The organism is Arthrobacter sp. 10L424, from assembly GCF_056395325.1.
Genome location: NZ_JBFTJH010000002.1, coordinates 493,712 through 512,701 on the forward strand (window position 1 = coordinate 493,712; position 18,990 = coordinate 512,701).

General features: G+C 66.8%; 13 protein-coding genes and 1 pseudogene. 12 read left to right on the forward strand and 2 right to left on the reverse strand.

The features are described from left to right. Positions 1-12: 12 nt before the first annotated feature. The 3 genes and pseudogenes from AC1DC5_RS05460 (at position 13) to AC1DC5_RS05470 (ending at position 3,834) form a co-directional block, all read left to right on the forward strand. Positions 13-1,695, forward strand: a complete 1,683-nt coding sequence (locus AC1DC5_RS05460; RefSeq protein ID WP_476864455.1) for an ABC-F family ATP-binding cassette domain-containing protein — start codon at positions 13-15, stop codon at positions 1,693-1,695. Positions 1,696-1,876: 181 nt separating this feature from the next. Beyond that, positions 1,877-2,575 (forward strand): annotated as a pseudogene (locus AC1DC5_RS05465) (DeoR/GlpR family DNA-binding transcription regulator); the annotation flags it as partial. Further along, positions 2,521-3,834: an MFS transporter gene (locus AC1DC5_RS05470; RefSeq protein ID WP_476864456.1), complete on the forward strand. Its 1,314-nt coding sequence runs from the start codon at positions 2,521-2,523 to the stop codon at positions 3,832-3,834. The pseudogene AC1DC5_RS05465 and the gene AC1DC5_RS05470, both read left to right, overlap by 55 nt. On the opposite strand, the gene AC1DC5_RS05475 is transcribed toward AC1DC5_RS05470, so the two are convergent. Then, positions 3,770-4,483 carry a phosphatase PAP2 family protein gene (locus tag AC1DC5_RS05475; RefSeq protein WP_476864457.1) on the reverse strand — a complete coding sequence of 238 codons (714 nt, stop codon included), beginning with the start codon at positions 4,481-4,483 and terminating at the stop codon, positions 3,770-3,772. The genes AC1DC5_RS05470 and AC1DC5_RS05475 overlap by 65 nt on opposite strands. Positions 4,484-4,601: 118 nt before the next feature. On the opposite strand from AC1DC5_RS05475, the gene AC1DC5_RS05480 reads away from it, so the two are divergent. The 9 genes from AC1DC5_RS05480 (at position 4,602) to AC1DC5_RS05520 (ending at position 15,762) form a co-directional block, all read left to right on the forward strand. Continuing rightward, on the forward strand, positions 4,602-6,098 hold the full coding sequence (locus tag AC1DC5_RS05480; RefSeq protein ID WP_476864458.1) for a phosphatase PAP2 family protein: 1,497 nt from the start codon (positions 4,602-4,604) through the stop codon (positions 6,096-6,098). A gap of 130 nt (positions 6,099-6,228) precedes the next feature. Continuing rightward, a complete protein-coding gene (locus AC1DC5_RS05485; RefSeq protein WP_476864459.1) occupies positions 6,229-7,173 on the forward strand; it encodes an ABC transporter ATP-binding protein in 945 nt (314 codons plus the stop codon). Positions 7,174-7,175: 2 nt separating this feature from the next. Further along, positions 7,176-8,057: an ABC transporter permease gene (locus tag AC1DC5_RS05490; RefSeq protein WP_441404719.1), complete on the forward strand. Its 882-nt coding sequence runs from the start codon at positions 7,176-7,178 to the stop codon at positions 8,055-8,057. Between the two features lie 31 nt (positions 8,058-8,088). Further along, positions 8,089-9,414: a sensor histidine kinase gene (locus AC1DC5_RS05495; protein ID WP_476864460.1), complete on the forward strand. Its 1,326-nt coding sequence runs from the start codon at positions 8,089-8,091 to the stop codon at positions 9,412-9,414. After that, entirely contained in the window at positions 9,411-10,166 is a 756-nt protein-coding gene (locus tag AC1DC5_RS05500; RefSeq protein ID WP_476864461.1) for a response regulator, read from the forward strand. The genes AC1DC5_RS05495 and AC1DC5_RS05500 overlap by 4 nt, the downstream gene beginning before the upstream one ends. Positions 10,167-10,431: 265 nt before the next feature. Next, positions 10,432-11,868 (forward strand): amino acid permease, encoded by a 1,437-nt coding sequence (locus AC1DC5_RS05505; RefSeq protein WP_476864462.1) that lies wholly within the window; start codon positions 10,432-10,434, stop codon positions 11,866-11,868. 206 nt (positions 11,869-12,074) lie between these two features. Beyond that, complete coding sequence (locus tag AC1DC5_RS05510) at positions 12,075-12,983, forward strand: intradiol ring-cleavage dioxygenase (RefSeq protein ID WP_476864463.1); 909 nt, start codon at positions 12,075-12,077, stop codon at positions 12,981-12,983. Positions 12,984-13,022: 39 nt separating this feature from the next. After that, positions 13,023-14,333: a M18 family aminopeptidase gene (locus AC1DC5_RS05515; RefSeq protein WP_476864464.1), complete on the forward strand. Its 1,311-nt coding sequence runs from the start codon at positions 13,023-13,025 to the stop codon at positions 14,331-14,333. Positions 14,334-14,778: 445 nt separating this feature from the next. Then, entirely contained in the window at positions 14,779-15,762 is a 984-nt protein-coding gene (locus tag AC1DC5_RS05520; RefSeq protein WP_476864465.1) for a glycosyltransferase, read from the forward strand. Positions 15,763-16,017: 255 nt separating this feature from the next. Here the strand turns inward: AC1DC5_RS05520 and AC1DC5_RS05525 are convergent, their stop codons facing one another. Continuing rightward, a complete protein-coding gene (locus AC1DC5_RS05525) occupies positions 16,018-18,726 on the reverse strand; it encodes a helix-turn-helix transcriptional regulator (RefSeq protein ID WP_476864466.1) in 2,709 nt (902 codons plus the stop codon). Between the last annotated feature and the right edge of the window lie 264 nt (positions 18,727-18,990).

Here is an 18,990-nt window from a genome sequence, read left to right on the forward strand (position 1 = left end):
GAGGATGGAAGTGTGGCTCATATTGACGTTTCCAATATTGATTACTTCCTCTCCGACGGCACCCAGCTGCTTAACGGCGTGACCTTTAAGGTCCCGGACGGCTCCAAAACAGCACTGATCGGGCCCAACGGAACCGGCAAGACAACGCTGTTCAGGATCATTTCGGGCGACCTCATCGCGGACGAAGGAGTGATCGGGCGCTCCGGCAACATGGGCATCATGCGCCAGTTCGTCGGCCAGGTCCGGGACGAGTCCACGGTCCGTGACCTCCTCGTTTCCGCCGCCCCGCCCGCCCTCGCCGCCGCCGCCCGCGCCGTGGACGAGGCCGAACTGGCCATGATGGAGCACGACGACGAGCCCACCCAGATGAAGTACGCGCAGGCGATCGTCGACTGGGGCGACGCTGGCGGCTACGACGTCGAGACCGTGTGGGACGAGGTCTGCATGGCCGCCCTGGGCCTGCCCTTCGACCGCGCGCAGCACCGTCCGGCGTCGAGCCTCTCCGGCGGCGAGCAGAAGCGCCTGGTGCTCGAGGCGCTGTTCGCCGGCCCCGACCAGCTCCTGCTCCTCGACGAGCCGGACAACTACCTCGACGTGCCGGGCAAACGCTGGCTTGAGTCGAAGCTGAACGAGTCGAAGAAGACCGTGTTCTTCATCAGCCACGACCGCGAGCTGCTCAACAACGCCGCAGGCCGCATCGTTACCCTCGAGCCGGGCATCAACGGCGCCGGCGCCTGGATCCACGGCGGCGGCTTCGGCACCTACGTGGATGCCCGGGCGGACCGCAACGCCCGCTTTGAGGAGCTGCGCAAGCGCTGGGACGAGGAGCACGTGAAGCTCAAGGAACTCGTCAACATGTACAAGAACAAGGCCGCGTTCCGCTCCGACATGGCCAACCGGTACCATGCGGCGCAGACCCGGCTCGCGAAGTTCCTCGAGGCCGGCCCGCCCGAGGCGCTGCCGATCGAGCAGAATGTGCAGATGCGGCTCAAGGGCGGCCGCACCGCCAAGCGCGCCGTCGTCGCCGAAAAGCTGGAGCTCACCGGGCTGATGAAGCCGTTCTCGACCGAGGTCTGGTTCGGGGACCGGGTCGGGGTGCTCGGCTCCAACGGCTCCGGCAAGAGCCATTTCCTGCGGCTGCTCGCCACCGGCGGCACCGACCCGGAACGGGAGCACCTGCCGGTGTCCGACGTCGAGATCGCCGAGGTGCCGCACGAGGGCACCGTGAAACTCGGCGCCCGCATCCGGCCCGGCTTCTTCGCCCAGACCCATGTCCGGCCCGATCTTCTCGGCAAGACCCTGCTGGAAATCCTGCACCGGGGCGACGAACACCGCTCCGGGCTGGGACGCGAGGCTGCGGCCGGCGCCCTGGACGGGTACGGTTTGGCCTCGCAGTCGGAGCAGAAGTACGAATCCCTCTCCGGCGGCCAGCAGGCCCGGTTCCAGATCCTGCTCCTTCAGCTCTCCGGCGCCACCTTGCTGCTGCTCGACGAGCCCACGGACAACCTCGACCTGCACTCGGCCGAGGCGCTGGAACTGGCCATCGACCACTTCGAAGGAACGGTCCTGGCCGTCACACACGACCGCTGGTTCGCCCGGACCTTCGACCGTTTCCTGGTCTTCGGCTCAGACGGCAAGGTCTACGAGTCGGCCGAGCCGGTCTGGGACGAGAAGCGCGTGGAGCGCGCCCGCTAGGCCGTCCCTCCCTCACATCCGGCACGTTTGACGCCGACGCTCCCTCATCCGGTGAGGGAGCGTTGGCGTTTTTCGTGCGAAATGTGAGGGAGCGACGGGCCGTTCGCTCGGTCCCGGTACTATCCAGGGGTTTGATGCGCAGCGGAATGATTAAATGAGCATTCTGCGTTAGCATTTGTTCATGAGTACTGAAGAGCGCCACCGCCGCATCGGTGAGCTGCTGCGTCACCAGGAGCACGTGACGGTCGATGAGCTCATGGCCGAATGTGGTGCCTCGGGTGCCACGATCCGGCGTGACCTGGACGTACTGGCGCTCCACGGCGTTCTCCGCCGCGTCCACGGCGGCGCCCGGAGCCTGGTGCTGCGGGGCGGGAATCCCGAGTACGGCCAGCGCGAACTCGAGGACCATGCCGTCAAGGTTCGGATTGCGGCCGGCGTCGCCGCGCTGCTCAAGGACCGCTCCCATGTCTGGCTGGACAGCGGCACCACGGCCACCGAGGTCGCCCGCCAGTTGCGGCAACGGGAAATGACCCTGATGCCGATGTCGCTGCAGGCCGTCAACGCGATTGCTGACGGCGGCGCGGCTGGCGGCCGGCGTCCCGAACTGCTGTTGCCGGGCGGGACCCTGACCCCCGGGGAACTGTCCTTCCGCGGGCCCATGACGGAATCCAACATCCGCTCGCTGCGGTTTGATACGGCTGTCGTGACGCCCTGCGCGTTCGACCCCCGGGACGGACTGTTGGCCCACGACCTCGACGATGCGGCCGTCAAACGTGCCGGCCTGGAATCCGCCGGCAGGGTGATCGTTGCCTGCTCCGCAGGCAAATGGAACGCCAGCGCCGTTGCGCTTGTCGCTTCCTTGGCCGCCGTGGACGTCCTCGTCACAGACAAGCACCTGAGTCCCGAAGAACTTGCCCAGCTCGCCCAACACTCGGTGGAAGTAGTGATCGTATGACCAAGACGGCAACTCGCCCGCAACTTAATGCCGCCGCCGCGGCGACCTTCCTGATTTTCGGAATCAACGGGCTCGTGTTCGCCAGTTGGGCCGCCCGGATCCCTGCCGTGACGGAGATCCTGCATATCTCCTCGGGGCAGATGGGTACCTTGCTGCTGTGCGTGGCGGGGGGCTCCCTGATAGCCCTGCCCACCGCCGGCCACGTGGTGGGCCGCATCGGGACGGCGAATGCTGTCCGGGCCGCCGGCCTGGTCGCCGCCGTGGCCGGCGTCGGTGTGGCGCTGGCGCTGCTGGCGGAGTCCGTCCCCGGGACCGGCGTCGCACTGTTCTTCTTCGGCATGGGGATCGGGCTCTGGGACGTGTCCCAGAATATTGAGGGCGCTGACGTGGAACACAAACTCGGGCGCACCATCATGCCGCAGTTCCATGCCGCCTTCAGCGGCGGTGCGTTCCTTGGCGCCCTGATCGGCGCGGGCCTGGCGGGACTCGGCGTCGGGCTCCCGGCGCACCTGCTGGTGATCGCCGGCATCGTTGCCGTTCTGACCTTTGTCGCGCCGCGCTACTTCCTGCCGCACGCCCCGGCCCCCGCTCCCGCGGCCGGAGAATCGAAGGAAACCAAGGGCCGCTCGGCCTGGACGGACGGACGCACGCTGCTGATCGGCGTCGTGGTGCTGGGTGCCACGCTCACCGAAGGTGCCGGCAACGACTGGATCGCCAAGGCCGCGGTGGACGGACTGGACGCCACGGAGTCCACCGGCGCGCTGCTGTTTGCCGCCTTTGTGCTGGCAATGACCGCAGTGCGCTTCTTCGGCGGCCGGGCAATCGACGCCTACGGCCGGGTGGCTGTGCTGCGCACCAGCATGGCCGCCGCGGCCGCAGGGCTGGGGCTCTTCGTCCTGGCCGATGACCTCTGGGTGGCCACGGCCGGCGCGGTGCTCTGGGGAGCAGGGGCCGCCCTCGCGTTCCCGATGGGGATGTCGGCGGCAGCCGATGACCCGAAGTACGCGGCCGCGCGCGTGTCGGTGGTCTCCACGATCGGATACATCGCATTCCTGGCCGGTCCGCCGCTGCTGGGCTACCTCGGTGACCTGATCGGAATCCGGCTGGCGCTGCTGGCCATTATGATTCCGATTCTGGGTGCGCTGCTGCTCGCCGGCGCCGCGAAGCCCTTGCACGCCAGGTAAGCAGCCGCCGGGCGTCTGCATTCTCCTGGATGCATATGTTCTGGAAGTACAGCCAGAGCAGGAGCACCACCGGAACGGCAAGACATACGCTGCCAACCGTGTCCACCAGCCAGTGGGCGGACAGGTACGTGCGGCTTACCATCATTACGAGCACGCCAAGTCCGGCAAGGACCCATACCCAGGCGCGCCCCACAAGCAGGGCCACCACCACCAGGAACGCCGCGGTGCTGGCCACATGCCCCGAGGGGAAGGACCCGGTGTCGGTCAGGACAATCGTGTTCTCCGGCCGGTCCCGGAGAATCCCGGCCTTGAGGATCTGGGTGAAAACCAGGACGGCGACGCCGGCAGCAGCGGCGAAGATGGCAGTCTGCGGGCGTCTCCGCAGCAGCAGCGCCACGACCAGCAGCCCGTGGACCACCAGGACACCCCGGTAGCCGGCCACGTTGAGGGAGCCGTTGATTCCGTCCCAGAACGGGCTGCGCAGCGAAGTGATCCAGCGGGCCCAGCCTTCGTCCAGGCCCTGGAAGGGAGGCAGGCTGACGTCGGCCACCAGGAGCCCTCCCAAGACCACGCCCAGAGTGAGCAGTGCGGTGCTGGCCGCGAGCACGCGGCCCGTTGACAATCGCTGAGGGTCCAGCACTCGGGTCATTGCCCCATCCTAGCCAACCGGGCCGCCCGGCCCCCGCCGGAACCCGCCGCCGCACCATCCCCGACACCCCTCCCTCATGTGACTGCGTACCCGCCCGCGCCGGCAGTAAGGTGGTCGGATGCGTAGCATTCTAAGGAAGGCGCCGGGCCGGTTCGAGAGACTCGACCGGAAGCTGGTGCGCGCCGTGTCCAGCCTCCCCGCGGGCAGCCACGACGAGTTCTTCCGGCGGCTGTCCGCCGCGGCGAACAATGGCAAGCTCTGGATCGGCATCGCGGCCGCCCTGGCACTTTTCCCCGGGAGGACGCGGCGGGCCGCCCTCCACGGGCTGTTGGCACAGGCCGTGGCCTCCGCCGTTACGAACCTCGGCTTCAAGACCCTGCTTCCGCGGGCGCGCCCACTGCCGGAGCACCTTCCTGCGTTCAGGTTCGTCCATCCCCAGCCCACCAGCTCCTCCATGCCCTCAGGGCACTCCGCCTCTGCCGTGGCGTTCGCCCTCGGCGTCGGGCTGGTGCGGCCTGCCCTCGGCGCCGCCTTGGCCCCGCTCGCGGCGGGCGTCGCCTACTCCCGGGTCCACACGGGAGCGCACTGGCCTTCGGATGTCTTCTTCGGATCGGCGATCGGGGCGGGGGCGGCCATGGCGACCCGCAGGTGGTGGCCTGTGCGGCCGCCCTTCCCCGAGGTCCGGCGGACCCCCGTGGAAGCCGCAGAGCTGCCAGAGGGCGAAGGTCTGGCCATTGTGGTCAACACCCTCGGCGGCTCCTACGCCGAGGAAACGACCGACGCCCTTCAAAAAATATTCCCCAAAGCGTATATAAAGGAGGTCGGCCAGGACGGGGACCTGGCCGCCGAAATCTCGCGGGTCGCCACGAGGCCCGGTGTCGTGGCCCTGGGCGTCTGGGGAGGCGACGGCACGGTCGGCACCGCCGCTGCGACCGCCGTCGAGCACTCCCTCCCGCTCCTGGTCCTGCCGGGCGGGACCCTGAACCACTTCGCCCGGGATGCCGGAACCCCCAGCCTCACGTCCGCTGTTGCCGCCGCGACCCGCGGCGAAGCGGCACGGGCGGATCTTGGCCTGGTGGCCGTGGAGCGCGGACTCCCCGACAGCCCCGAGGTATTGCATCTGACCATGCTCAACACGGCAAGCATCGGCCTCTATCCGAACCTGGTGCGCCGGCGCGAACTGCTGCAGCCATCGCTGGGCAAACCCGTGGCCGGTGTGATCGCGATGTTCCGGACCTTTGCCGCCGGGACACCCACCACCCTGATCGTCGACGGGGTGCGGCACAAACTCTGGATCCTCTACGTCGGCCGCGGAAGGTACTACCCCCGCGACCATGCCCCGCTGGTCCGGCCCGTCCTGGACGACGGTGTCTTCGACCTCCGGCTGATCACGGCGGATGAATCCTTCGCCCGGCTCCGGCTGCTCTGGTCCGTGCTGACCGGAACCGTTGCCACCTCCCGGATCACCCACCTCAGCGAAAGAAGCAGTATCCGCGTGGAACCGGGGGATACCACCATGGTCCTGGCGGTGGACGGCGAGGTCATGCCCGGGGTCCGCAGCGTTGAGTTCTCCGTTCTGCCGGGCGCGCTGACGTATTACTCGCCCGCATCCTGACTGCCTGCGCCGTCATCCTCCCGGACTACCCTGATTCGACCCTGAATCATCCCTGAGACCGGCGAATTCCGCCTTCCACCTCGGTAGCGTGGTGTGTACACACCCCACTGCTAGGTAAAGGAACGCTTCCATGATCGAAGCACGAGGCCTGACCAAGGTTTACGGCGAAAAGACCGCCGTCGCCGGAGTCAACTTCACTGTCGAAGCCGGCCGGGTCACCGGTTTCCTGGGTCCGAACGGGGCCGGCAAGTCCACGACCATGCGCATGATCATGGGACTGGACCGGCCGACGTCGGGAACCGTCACCGTCAACGGCGCACCGTTCGCCCGGCACGCGGCGCCGCTGCGCGACGTCGGCGCGCTGCTCGACGCCAAGGCCGTCCACACCAGCCGCTCGGCGTACAACCACCTCCTGGCCATGGCCGCCACGCACAGCATTCCCAAGAAGCGCGTGCAAGAAGTCATCGAGATGACGGGCCTGGCCGATGTGGCCAGGAAAAAGGTCGGCGGCTTCTCGCTCGGCATGGGCCAGCGGCTCGGGATCGCCGCGGCGCTGCTCGGCGACCCGCAGACCGTCATCCTGGACGAGCCCGTTAACGGCCTGGACCCGGAAGGCGTCGTCTGGGTCCGCAACCTCGTCAAGTATCTGGCCTCCGAGGGGCGCACGGTGTTCCTCTCCAGCCACCTGATGAGCGAGATGGCCGTGACCGCGGACCACCTGATTGTGATCGGCCGCGGCAGGATCATCGCCGATGCGCCGATCCAGGACATCATCAACGGCAAGGGCCGGATCCGCACCCGCGTCCGCACCGACCAGCCGGACCAGCTGATGCACCTGCTCGCCGGCGACGGCGTGTCCGTGGAGCTCCAGGAGCACGAACTGCTCGAGGTCACCGGCCTGGATCCGCGCCAGATCGCCCGCGCTGCCCTGGACAGCCACGTCATGCTCTACGAACTCACCCCGCTCCAGGCCAGCCTCGAGGAGGCCTACATGGAACTGACCAAGGATGAGGTCGAATACCACTCGCTGATCACCACGGGCGCTGCCGCCCCCGCCCAGACCGGAGGCAACTAGCCATGAGCTCCACCACCCTCGAACCCTCCCGCCGCGGCGCCCACGCCGGTACCCCTGCCGGCGACAGCCTCAGCACCGGCCCGGGACCCAGCTTCCTGCGGGTGCTGAACTCGGAATTCATCAAGTTCCGCACCCTTCTGTCCACGCTGATTCTGCTCGGCTGCACCGTCCTGGTCGTTGTGGGCTTCGGAGCCCTCTCGGCCTGGGGCACGGGACAGTTCGCCGAAGCCGCGGCATCCGACCCGCAGGCCGCCGCCGCGTTCGCCGCGCAGGGCGGGGACCTCGCCGTCGGCGTCCCCACGTCCGGCATCGCGTTCGCCCAGCTGATCCTGGGATCCCTGGGCGTGCTGCTGATGAGTTCCGAGTTCACCACGGGCATGGCCCGCTCCACCTTCGCGGCCGTCCCCAAGCGGATTCCGGCGTTCGCCGCCAAGCTGCTCGTGGTCATGGTGACGGCGTTTGTCCTCACCGCGGCCTCCGTGTACCTGGCCGGCCTTGTGTCGCTGCCGATTCTGGACAACTACAACCTGAACCTGGACCTGGCCAGCTCGCAGTCGGTGAAAATGCTGCTGGTCAACAGCCTCTACGTCGCCGCCGTTGCCGCCATCGGCATGGCCCTGGGCTCGCTGATCCGCAACTCCGCTGGCGGCATCATGAGCCTGGTCGGGCTGTTCTTCGTGGCACCGATCGCCTTCCAGCTGATCCCCGGCGACTTCTTCGTCGAGGCCCGCAAGTACCTGCCCGGGAACACTGTCGAACCGATGACGGCCGTGCAGCACGTTCCGGACACGCTGGAGGCCTGGCAGGCCGCCCTCGTGCTGGGCGCCTGGGTCGTTATTCCGGTGGTCCTGGCCGCCGTGCTGCTGAAGAAGCGGGACGTCTAAGCCCATCGGGACCACCGTCTAGGCTCAGAGCATGACCGATGCAGTTGAAGTGAAGGACGCGCCAGCCGGCCAGGCTGACGCGTCCTTCGCTGAAATCACCGCCCGGCACCGGGGCCGGATCCGGCGCTACCTGTTCCAGCACCCGCGTGCCATGGATGCCGTCGTCGTGGCCATCTACTTGCTGCTGGTCACCCCCACCGCGGCGGAATCAATGCGCGACGGCGTCTGGCTGGTCGCCGTGCTGCTCGCGGCGGCCGCGGCGGCGCTGTCGTTCCGGCGGAGCCATCCCGTGCCCGTGGTGGCCGTGGTGACGCTACTCGAGGTGGGCGTGACGCTGCTTCACCCGTGGGGCTCCAACGTCTCCGCCGGGTTGTGGTTTGCGCTCTACGCCGTAGCGGTGGTGCGGAGCCGGCGTTTCGCGCTGGTGACCATGGCCGCGGCCACGGCCCCGCTGCTTTTTCTGTACCTCCAGCTGGCTGTTGGTCCGCTGGATGGCCGGCTGCCGGACATGGGAGTGAGCACGCCGGAGAACTTCCAGCTCATCAGCAGCATTGCGGCCGCCGTGAGCATCACCCTCTCCAACATCATCGCCACGGGGATTGGTATCTCGGTCCGGCAGCGGCGCGAACATGAGCATGAGATTGCCGCCTGGGCCGCGAGGGCCGCCCAACTCGGGTCGGTCACGGAACGCAACCGAATCGCCCGGGAAATGCACGACATCGTGTCGCATTCACTGACGGTGATGGTCAGCCTTTCGGACGGGGCCGCCGTCGTGGTCAAGAAGGACCCGGTGCGGGCTGCGGAAGTCCTCGGGGAACTCTCCCGCACCGGCCGCACCGCGCTGGCGGACATGCGGCGCGTCCTCGGCGTGCTGCGCGACGACGCGGCCCCCGGCCGGGCCCCGCGCGAACCGCTCGTGGCCGGGGACAATCTGGGCAAACTGCTGGAAGGCTTCCGCGCCGCGGGGCTGCCGCTCCATTACACCCACACCGGACCGTCGCTGCCGGACGACGCCGCGTTCCAGCTGACGGTGTACCGGATACTGCAGGAGTCGCTGACCAACGTGCTGCGCTACGGACGTTCCCTGGGCCGGGTGGATGTGGCCGTTGCCCGGGAAGGGTCCACAGTCACCATCGACGTCGTCGACGACGGCAGGGGCTCCGTAGACACGGGCGGATCAGCGGCGCCGGTGCGGGATTCCTCCAGGTCCGTGGGCTCCGGCCGGGGCCTGGCCGGCATGCTGGAGCGGGCCCGGATCTACGCGGGAACCGTCGAGGCCGGACGCAGCTCCGACCGCGGCTGGCGCGTCCACGCCGTCCTGCACTGGAACGGCGACAACGAAAGCGAGGGCACATGAGTCATTCGGAACCGCTGAGCGGGACCGGACCGGTCCGTATCCTGCTGGTGGATGACCAGCCGCTGCTGAGGATGGGCTTCCGCCTGATCCTGGAGGGCGAGGATGATCTGGAGATTGTGGGCGAGGCGTCCGACGGCGCCGAGGCGGTGCGCCAGGTCCGGCTGCTCGCGCCCGACGTCGTCCTGATGGATGTGCGGATGCCGGTGCTGGACGGGATCGAGGCCACGCGCGCCCTCACCGCCTCCGGTGCCCGGGCAAAGGTCATTATCCTGACCACCTTTGACCTCGACGAATACGCGTTCGCCGGGCTCCAGGCCGGCGCCTCGGCCTTCCTGCTCAAAGATGTGGCGCCTGCCGAACTGATCAGCGCCGTCAGGGTGGTGGCGAGTGGCGACGCGGTGGTGGCGCCCCGGATCACCCGCCGGCTGCTGGAAACGTACGTCCGGAGCGGCCGTGCAGGGGCAGCACCCGGTGGCGCCACGGGCCAGGGATCGCCCGCATCGTCCGGCAGGGCCCGGCCGGCAGGGGATCCGCTGCTGGAGGACCTGACCCCGCGCGAAACCGAGATGCTCGGAGCGATGGCGGAGGGGCTCTCCAACGCCGAGATCGCGCACCGCTACTTCCTCTCCGAAGCCACCGTGAAGACACACGTGCGTCGGATCCTCAACAAACTGCACCTGCGCGACCGGGTCCAGGCCGTGGTGTACGCATACGAGACCGGCCTGGTGGTGCCCAGCAATCCGGACTACTGATTCGAGGGCCGGCGAGGACGGCTTGCCAGGGCGGAGAGCCTGAAAGAGTGGTTTCAGGCACATTGCCGAATTGCCTATGAGGCAACTTTTCTTGTCTCCTAGGCCCTGTTCCTGGAGCTGTGCCCGGATAGCCCGTCCGTCATTTGTGGGATTGCACAGAACGGGCGCTTCCCGGCCCGGTCTAGTGTGAAACGTCAATGTGGTCCGCCGCACAACTTTTCCACGAGCCACCGCGGGCCGAACAATCCACGAAGGACGGCGCTTCATGCAGGCTGACCCACAGCTCTCCAAATCCCTGAAACCCCGGCATCTGTCCATGATCGCCATCGCCGGCGTGATTGGCGCCGGACTGTTCGTCGGCTCCGGCGCGGCGATCCAGCAGGCGGGCCCGGGCATTCTGGTCGCGTACACGGCGGCGGGACTCGTCGTCATCCTGGTCATGCGGATGCTGGGTGAGATGGCCGCGGCCAACCCGGAAACAGGATCGTTCTCGACCTACGCGGACAAGGCCCTGGGCCGCTGGGCGGGGTTCAGCATCGGCTGGCTGTACGCCTGGTTCTGGATCATCGTGCTGGGCATCGAGGCCACCGCGGGGGCGGCGATCATGCACCGCTGGGTTCCGGGGATCGACCAATGGGTCTGGGCGTTGCTCCTGATGGTGCTGCTGACCCTGACCAACCTGGGCTCGGTGAAGTCCTTCGGCGAGTTCGAGTTCTGGTTCGCCTCCATCAAGGTCGCGGCGATCGTGCTGTTCCTGCTCTTCGGCGTCGCCGCAATCCTGGGCTTCATCCCCGGCGTTCCTGCCCCTGGAGTGAGCAACCTGCTGGAAAACGGCGGCTTTATGCCCAACGGTCCGGGTGCGGTACTGGCGGGCATCCTCGTAGTTGTCTTCTCCTTCTTCGGCGCCGAGATCGCCACCATCGCCGCCGGTGAATCCGAGAACCCCGTCGACGCTGTCAAGAAGGCCGTGAAATCGACCGTCTGGCGCATCCTCGTCTTCTACATCGGCTCCATCGCGATCGTGGTCACCCTCCTGCCCTGGAACTCCGCTTCCGTGGCCAAGAGCCCGTACGTTGCCGTGATCGAGCTCTACGGCATCCCCGGCGCCGGCACCATCATGGACATCGTGGTGCTGACCTCCGTGCTGTCCTGCCTCAACTCGGGCCTGTACACCGCCAGCCGGATGCTGTTCTCGCTCTCCCTCCGCGGTGACGCGCCGAAGTCCTGGATGCGGATCTCCAAACGGGGCGTTCCGGCTGCCGCCGTCCTGGCCTCCACCGTGGTGGGCTTCATTACGGTCGGCCTGAACTACATCGCCCCGGACACTGTGTTCCTGTTCCTGGTAAACACCTCAGGGGCCATCGCCCTGTTCGTATGGCTCGTGATCGCCAGCTCGCAACTGATTCTGCGCCGCCGCATGGGCGCCGCGGCCAAGGACCTCCAGCTCAAGATGTGGCTCTTCCCGTACCTGACCTGGGTGGCGATCGTCAGCATCGTCGCGCTGCTGGTCGGCATGCTGGTCCTGGATTCCACCCGCGAATCGCTGCTGCTCTCCCTGGCCCTCGCCGCCGTCGTGGTGGGTGTCGGCCTCTGGCGGTACCGCAAGAACGGGACCAAGACCGGCGAAACCGGGGCGCCCGCCGGGTCTCCCGCGGAAGCACCGGCCGAGGACGCCACCGTGGGTGCCGGACCGGCGTCGTAGCTTCCGGAGGCACCGTCCGGCGCACCGCGGGACATGCCCATTCCTGCCGCGGAGCGTTGGACAGAATGCCACTATGTCCGTTCGCCGCTGCCAGGGGAGGGCATGTCCCGCGACCGGCCGGCGGCTGGGACTGCTCCCGCTCCAACCACAGCGCCCTCACAGGAAGGCCCTAGCCAGGGCATAGTGCGCCGCGGTTCCATGGACGCATGACCTCTACTCCGCAGCCGCCGCACGAACCACACCCCAACCACGACCGCGGCCTCGAATTCGACCTCTCCACCCTCATGAGCCGCCGCTCGCTGGGCATGTTCCTCGGTGCCGGCACGGCCGCCGCCCTCGCGGCCTGCACCCCGGGCGGCTCGTCCACGGGCGCCGCGTCTGCGACGGCCGCGGCGACGGAGGGATCGACGCCGGCAGCCTCCGGCAGCGCGGTGGCTACGGGCACACCCTCCGCCTCGCCCACGCTGACCCGCGCGATCGCCGAGTGCGGCGTGGAAATCCCCCAAGAGACCGCCGGACCGTATCCCGGCGACGGCTCCAACGGCCCCAATGTGCTGGCCGCCTCGGGCGTGGTCCGGCAGGACATCACCTCCAGCTTCGGGACCTCCAGCACCACGGCCGACGGCGTGCCGCTCACCGTCACCCTGACCCTGCTCGACAACGCCAGTGGCTGCGCACCCCTGGCCGGGGCCGCCGTGTACGCCTGGCACTGCGACAAGGACGGCAAATACTCCATGTACGACGCCGGGCTGAAGAACGAGAACTACCTCCGCGGCGTGCAGGAGGCCGACGCCAACGGCCAGGTCACCTTCCGGACGGTTTTTCCAGGCGCGTACAGTGGGCGCTGGCCGCACATCCACTTCGAGGTCTTCGAGTCGATGGACAACGCGACGGCGGCCGGCCAGGTCCTCGCGGTGTCCCAGATCGCGCTGACGGACGTCGCCTGCAAAGACGTCTACGCCTCGGCCGGATACGAAGCCAGCGCCCGGAACTTCCCCCGGACCACGCTGAAGTCGGACAATGTGTTCCGCGACGACGGCGGCATCCACCAGCTCGCCGCGATGACCGGATCAGCGTCCGGCGGGTACACGGCCGGACTCAACGTCACCGTGTAGGGATCTACCGGCCAGCGGCACGGCGCTAGACTCGGAGCCATGCCTTCACAGCCCAGCGCCGCAGCCCACATCCAGGACCTCGGCGCGTACGTCACCGCGTCGCCGTCGAGCTTCCATGCCGTCCACGAGGCCGCCCGCCGGCTCGACGGGGCAGGATTTACCGCCCTCGATGAACTGCAGCCCTGGGGCACGGCCGACGGCGGCGGGAAGTTCTACGTGATCCGCGACGGCGCGATCATCGCCTGGGTGACGCCGCCGTCGGCCGGTCCCACCACCGGTTTCCACATCCTGGGCGCCCACACGGATTCGCCGTCGTTCAAGCTCAAACCCAAACCCACCACCGGCAAGTTCGGCTGGCTGCAGGCCGGCGTCGAGGTGTACGGCGGTCCGCTGCTCAACTCCTGGCTGGACCGCGAACTGCAGCTCGCCGGGCGTCTGGTGATGCGGGACGGCACCCAGCACCTGACCGCCACGGGGCCGCTGCTGCGGTTCCCGCAGTTGGCCATCCACCTGGACCGCGCCGTGAACGAGGGGCTGGCCCTGGACAAGCAGCAGCACATGAACCCGGTTTACGGGCTCGGGGATCCGGCGGGCGAGGACCTGCTGGGGCTGCTGGCGGACCGGGTTGCGGGCGCGGACGTGGACGCAGCGCAGATCGGCGGCTACGACGTCGTCATCGCGGACACCCAGGCCCCCGCCGTGTTCGGCGCGAAGGGCGAGTTCTTCGCCTCCGGCCGGCTGGACAACCTCTCGGCAACCCACGCCGGGCTTGCCGCTCTGATCAACCATGCCGCCGGGCCCCTGCCGGCCGGGGCTCCGATCGCCGTGCTGGCCGCGTTCGACCACGAGGAGATCGGCTCGGCCTCCCGTTCCGGCGCGAGCGGACCCATCCTCGAGGACATGCTGGTGCGAATTTCCGACGGCCTGGGCGCCTCGGCGAGCCAGCGGCGGCAGGCGTTCGCGGCGTCGTTCTGTGTCTCCGCCGACGCCGGGCACGCCGTCCATCCCAACTACGCCGAGCGGCACGATCCGGCCAACCGGCCGGTGTTGAACGGCGGCCCGCTGCTGAAGATCAACGCCAACCAGCGCTACGCCACGGACGCCACCGGCGCCGCCCTCTGGGCGCGGCTGTGTGCGGACGCCGGCATCCCGTACCAGGAGTTCGTCTCCAACAACGTGATGCCCTGCGGTTCGACGATCGGGCCGCTCACCGCGACCCGGCTCGGCATCAGGACGGTCGACGTCGGCGTGCCCCTGCTCTCGATGCACTCCGCCCGTGAACTTTGCGGCGTGGAGGACCCCTACCGGCTCGCGAAGGTGACGGAAGTCTTCTTCCGCACGCGGGCGTAGGGCTCCTGGCTGTTTATCCGGACCACAAAGTTGGTGCGGATAGCCACATTGTCGCCCGACTTGCCTAGTGGATGAGGCCGGCCAAGCCTACGGTGGAAAAATACGGATGCCCGTGGGCATGCGGCCCAATGGTTCCGGGCCGCATGGCGGAGAGACTTACCGTCTCACCACCCGCAGGACACCCGTAACAACTAGCTGAACGCGACAGCAGGTACCGGGAAGCCGGTGCCGCTGGCAGGAACAGGGGTGTGTAGACCCCGGGATCATGCCGCTGCGTGGTTGTGCCGCGACTGATGGAGCCGAAAATGAAGTCTGCGTTAGGATTTTTCTCCCGCATCCGGTTTTCGTCCGCCTGTTCTGGGACTGAAAGATCGTGACGGCCACATTGGGCGGACTGATCGCGCCAGGCAAGCGTGTCTTGTGGGTATCTTCAAGCGGTGGACACTTGGCCGAACTGAAGAAGATTGCCGACTTGTATCCGGATCCGGACCCAGAATCCATGTGGGTCACCTTTGACACCCCTCAGGCCCAGTCCATGCTCGCCGGCCACAATGTGCACTTCATTTCCCCCGTTGGAACCCGGGATGTGCTGGGCACCCTGCGCACGCTACTGACCGCATACAGAATTCTTCGAAGTGGGTCTTTCGACTACGTAGTGAGCACCGGAGCCGCAGTAGCCGTCTCCTTCTTGCCGGTTGCTTCCGCGATGGGGGTCCGAGCGCTTTATGTGGAGAGTTTGGCGAGAACACACGCGGCGTCCACCACGGGGCGGATCCTTGGCTTGTTTCCTGCCGTGCGGACCTACACTCAATATGAACGCTGGGCGAATGACCGGTGGAAATTCGCAGGATCCGTGCTGGACAACTGGGAAGTCCGGTCTCGGGGCGGCGGGACCCCGGTCAAGAATGTGCTGATTAGCCTGGGCACCATCCAGCCGTATCGATTCGACCGGGCCGTCGATGCGATGAAGGCGATGCTTCCCGACGACTGTTCAGTGACCTGGCAGCTCGGGGCAACGTCACGTCATGACCTGCGCGGAGCGGCACACCGTGAATTGCCCTGGGTGGAGATGGGGCAACTCATTAGGGAGGCAGACGTGTTTGTTTGCCATGCCGGTGTGGGTTCTGTCCTGCAGGCGTTGGACAACGGCGCCGTTCCGGTTCTAGCCGTTCGGTCGGCGCACTACGGTGAGCATGTGGATGACCACCAGGAGCACTTTGCCCGGGAAATTCTTAGCAGGGGCCTCGGCAGGGCCCTTGAGTTGTCGGGCAGCGGAAACGGAGTGCTTGACGAAGTGGCCCAGTTGGAGCCGCACAAATCGGTCGGGAAGGGGGCCGCAACGGCGCTTCCGCCCGTGTCGGTTCGGGTGGGGGCGGACCAGCTGAGGAGTTTCTGGTCCCGTGGCCGAGGCAGCCAAGGAGAACCCTAGCGCAGGCACCCCAACATAATGGCGGGTCGCTGGACTCGAGGGCGGCGGGCAGGCCCACGAGAATGCTGGGGGTGGTTGTCCCGACGCTGCTCGATGAGGACGGGTCCACTTACCGGTCCGTTTGGTCCGAGAAGGGGAAGTCTGCGGGATTGTGCAGGTGGCCTCCACGAACATGGCGGGGCTGCGCCCCCATTCCGAGGACGCGGCTCAGCCCGCTCCGGCAGAACACTTAGATCGTGGACAACAGAGGGGTCGCTAAACAGCCAACGGGGACGCCTCGCGGGCCAACTCCGGTGATGGCGAGGTTCCCACGGCCGACACGAGGCACGTCAATTGGGAACGGGACTGGACCGCCAGCTTCCGATAAATCGCGGTGAGGCGCACCTCAACCGTTCTAACGGACACGAACAGCGTCGCGGCGATCTCCTTGTTGCGCCGGCCCCGGGCCACCAGCTGAACAAGTTCGCGCTCCTGGTCCGAGAGCAGCAGCAGGGCCGGGCTCTGGATCTCCGGAGTATTCCCCACGCCGTCGCCAAGCAACCTGGCGTCGAGATGTTGTGTCCAGGACGCGGCGCCCGACTCTTCGAAAAGCGCCTTTGACCTCAGAAGGGCGTTCTTGGCGTCCTTGTGCCTGCCGGAAGACTCCAGCCGCTCGGCGTAGCAAAGAAGCGTTCTGGCCCGCTCGAAGAGGGAATCGTCCTTCTGCCACGAATCCAGGGCCTGAACGAAGAGCTCCAGGGAGCGTTCCCCCTCCGCGACCAAGGCGCGGGAGCGGGACACGGCCATCAGCAGCCATCTGGATTTCAGGCCGGCTGACCTGTATTCCATCCTGGTGAGGGCACGGGTGGCCTCGCGCCGTTGACCTGACCTGACGAGCACTTCAACCAGGTCCGACTCGCAGCGCAAAAGGGCGGGGTTGCTGAAGTCCATGCCAATTTCGGCAGCCCTGGACAGTAGGGCACCCGCCTCTTCAAGATCGCCGCGCATCAGCGCAAAATGCCCCTGCCACGCGAACAATTGCGCTACCGTCCGCGGAGGCGCGTCGGCGCTGACAAACTTCTGGGCCTCTGCGAGACAAGCCTGAGCCTCCACCGTGTCACCGACTGAATGGGCCCGCCAAAGTAGGAAATTGTTGCGCATCCCGCGGTGATACTGCTGGCTGGAAGCAGAACGGGCAATCTCGTCGATGAGTGCAACGGCGGAACGGAAGTTTCCGGCGCGGATTTCGTTGTCGGCGGCGAAGTACCTTGCAGTCTCACTCCAGTTCCCATCCCTGGCCGCGCTCAAGTTCCGGACAAGGGAAAAGAGGTCGCGGGCTCCTTCGTAGTTCTCCGAATACGTCAGGACGCGGCCCGTGAGCAGCAGCGACGCGGGGGAACTGGTGGCGCCGCCGTCGGCAGTTCGCGAGATCCGGTCGACGCTCCCCTTGACGGCGTCAGCCAGAAGCCTTGCGCGCTGGTTCACGGCCACGGATTCGCCGGATGCTTCACCCAGGAATTGCTCCGCATGCTCCAACAGTTGCCCGGCGTCCTCGACCTGCCAACGTTCAGCCATGTGCAGGGCACCGATGGACAGCAGGCAGGCAGAGAGTCCCGGATCGTGATGCCCGAATTCCTTGATCAGCCGAATCATCATGCTCGGCCCCATGGAATTGCCCTTCATCAGTTCGATCTGGAAATCGAGCCCGGTGAGCCGAAGTGTCAGGGCCCGGTTTTTCGTGATCCGTTGGGCCCAGTCCAGATAGCGTTTCGCGTGGACGAATTCACCCCTGCTGAAGAACAGCTCCGCGACCGTGCCCAGCCTGGCAGCGGTCTCCGCCTCCGAGGGGTTGATGGCGAGGGCTCGCTCGATGTACTCGACCGCGGATGGCGTCTCCTCCGCCCGCACAAGCTCAACGGCATGCCGGAGCAGGCTGAAAGACGTGTCCCGGCGCATCGCCGGGGTGTAGCTCAGATGCCACGGCCACGCCTGGTGATCCGCGGTTTCGGCGGCCGCAGCCAACTCGCGGTGATGTGCGGTTCTTTCCGCCGGCTGCATAGCCGAGAAAATATGGGCCCGCAGCATTTGGTTCTGAATTCTGACATGCGATCCGGTTCGGACAGCGATTCCGGCGGAAACAATTTCATCCACGCCCGCCCATAGGTCCCCCGGCATTTCTTCTAGAAGGCTGGCGCTGCTCCGGGAAGAAAGGGAAAGGAGATCAACTGCCCGCCGCGCAAGCGGCGAAAGCCCCGAAATCGATGCCGCCAGATCAGGCTCGAAGCTTCCATTCCAGTGCAAAGGGACGGGGAGGGCGCAATTCTCCTGGACTTGGCGCCTTATCAGCTCATCGTAGAGCTCAATCGATGCCAAAGGATTGCCGTGAGTGGCCGCGGCAATGGCATGGACAGCCGTCTGGCCGACCTGTCCAGATGTCGTGGATTCGAGCATTCTCACAGTGTCGCTATGGCTCAGATTCTCCAAGTGAATAGTGGCCATCCGGGCAAACGGACTGTTCGGCGACTCGCCGCGCATGCTGAGCATGAGCACAAGCCCCGTGCCCGCGAGACGGCGGGCCAGGAAGCCGAGAACTGTCTGGCTGGCAGAGTCCAGTTCCTCAGCGTCGTCAATACCTACAACCGTCCGGTGCCCAGACCATTGCCGCAGGGCTGAGAGGAGCATCGTCGACAGGTCTGAGGCGTCGAGGTTTCCGCGCGGTGAGGATGCCACATAGTCGACCAGGGGCTCGAGTGCGGGGTCATCGATTCCGTGGAGCAACGCAGTCAGGCCGGAAAAACGCCAGGTGGATTCCGAAGGATTGGCCCGGAGGAGAATGGTTCGGTGCTCGTGCAATTTCGGAACCTCGGCCAGCAATGACGACTTGCCGCTGCCGTGTCCTCCCGTGACAATCAGGGCGGATTCCCTTGGACTGCGGATTAGCGCACGAATCCGCGCAAGTTCCTTGTTGCGGCCGAACAAAACCATGACTGCCCCCATTCCACCCCGAGAGACCATTCAGCCAGGGTTTCCGAAGAGAAGAATCAGGTCCCGAACTGACATATATACCTCCGCACGCCAACGCTTGTTGCAAAACGAAGGCCCGGGTCACGCTCGGGGTTGGAGCGAAGGCCCTGACCAAAATGGCTGTGCTTTTTGCAAATATAGCCGGGGGCATGCCGGGGGCCTAGGGCGCCGAAATAGTCGAGTAGGGCATCGGATGAAGTCGAGTAGTTTTCCTGTCCAATACTC

Bases quoted from the DNA above. Each gene is read 5' to 3' on its own strand.
- AC1DC5_RS05470 (WP_476864456.1), top strand. From the start codon at position 2,521: ATGGAACGCCAGCGCCGTTGCGCTTGTCGCTTCCTTGGCCGCCGTGGA.
- AC1DC5_RS05475 (WP_476864457.1), bottom strand. From the start codon at position 4,483: ATGACCCGAGTGCTGGACCCTCAGCGATTGTCAACGGGCCGCGTGCTC.
- AC1DC5_RS05480 (WP_476864458.1), top strand. From the start codon at position 4,602: ATGCGTAGCATTCTAAGGAAGGCGCCGGGCCGGTTCGAGAGACTCGAC.
- AC1DC5_RS05485 (WP_476864459.1), top strand. From the start codon at position 6,229: ATGATCGAAGCACGAGGCCTGACCAAGGTTTACGGCGAAAAGACCGCC.
- AC1DC5_RS05490 (WP_441404719.1), top strand. From the start codon at position 7,176: ATGAGCTCCACCACCCTCGAACCCTCCCGCCGCGGCGCCCACGCCGGT.
- AC1DC5_RS05495 (WP_476864460.1), top strand. From the start codon at position 8,089: ATGACCGATGCAGTTGAAGTGAAGGACGCGCCAGCCGGCCAGGCTGAC.
- AC1DC5_RS05500 (WP_476864461.1), top strand. From the start codon at position 9,411: ATGAGTCATTCGGAACCGCTGAGCGGGACCGGACCGGTCCGTATCCTG.
- AC1DC5_RS05505 (WP_476864462.1), top strand. From the start codon at position 10,432: ATGCAGGCTGACCCACAGCTCTCCAAATCCCTGAAACCCCGGCATCTG.
- AC1DC5_RS05510 (WP_476864463.1), top strand. From the start codon at position 12,075: ATGACCTCTACTCCGCAGCCGCCGCACGAACCACACCCCAACCACGAC.
- AC1DC5_RS05515 (WP_476864464.1), top strand. From the start codon at position 13,023: ATGCCTTCACAGCCCAGCGCCGCAGCCCACATCCAGGACCTCGGCGCG.
- AC1DC5_RS05525 (WP_476864466.1), bottom strand. From the start codon at position 18,726: ATGGTTTTGTTCGGCCGCAACAAGGAACTTGCGCGGATTCGTGCGCTA.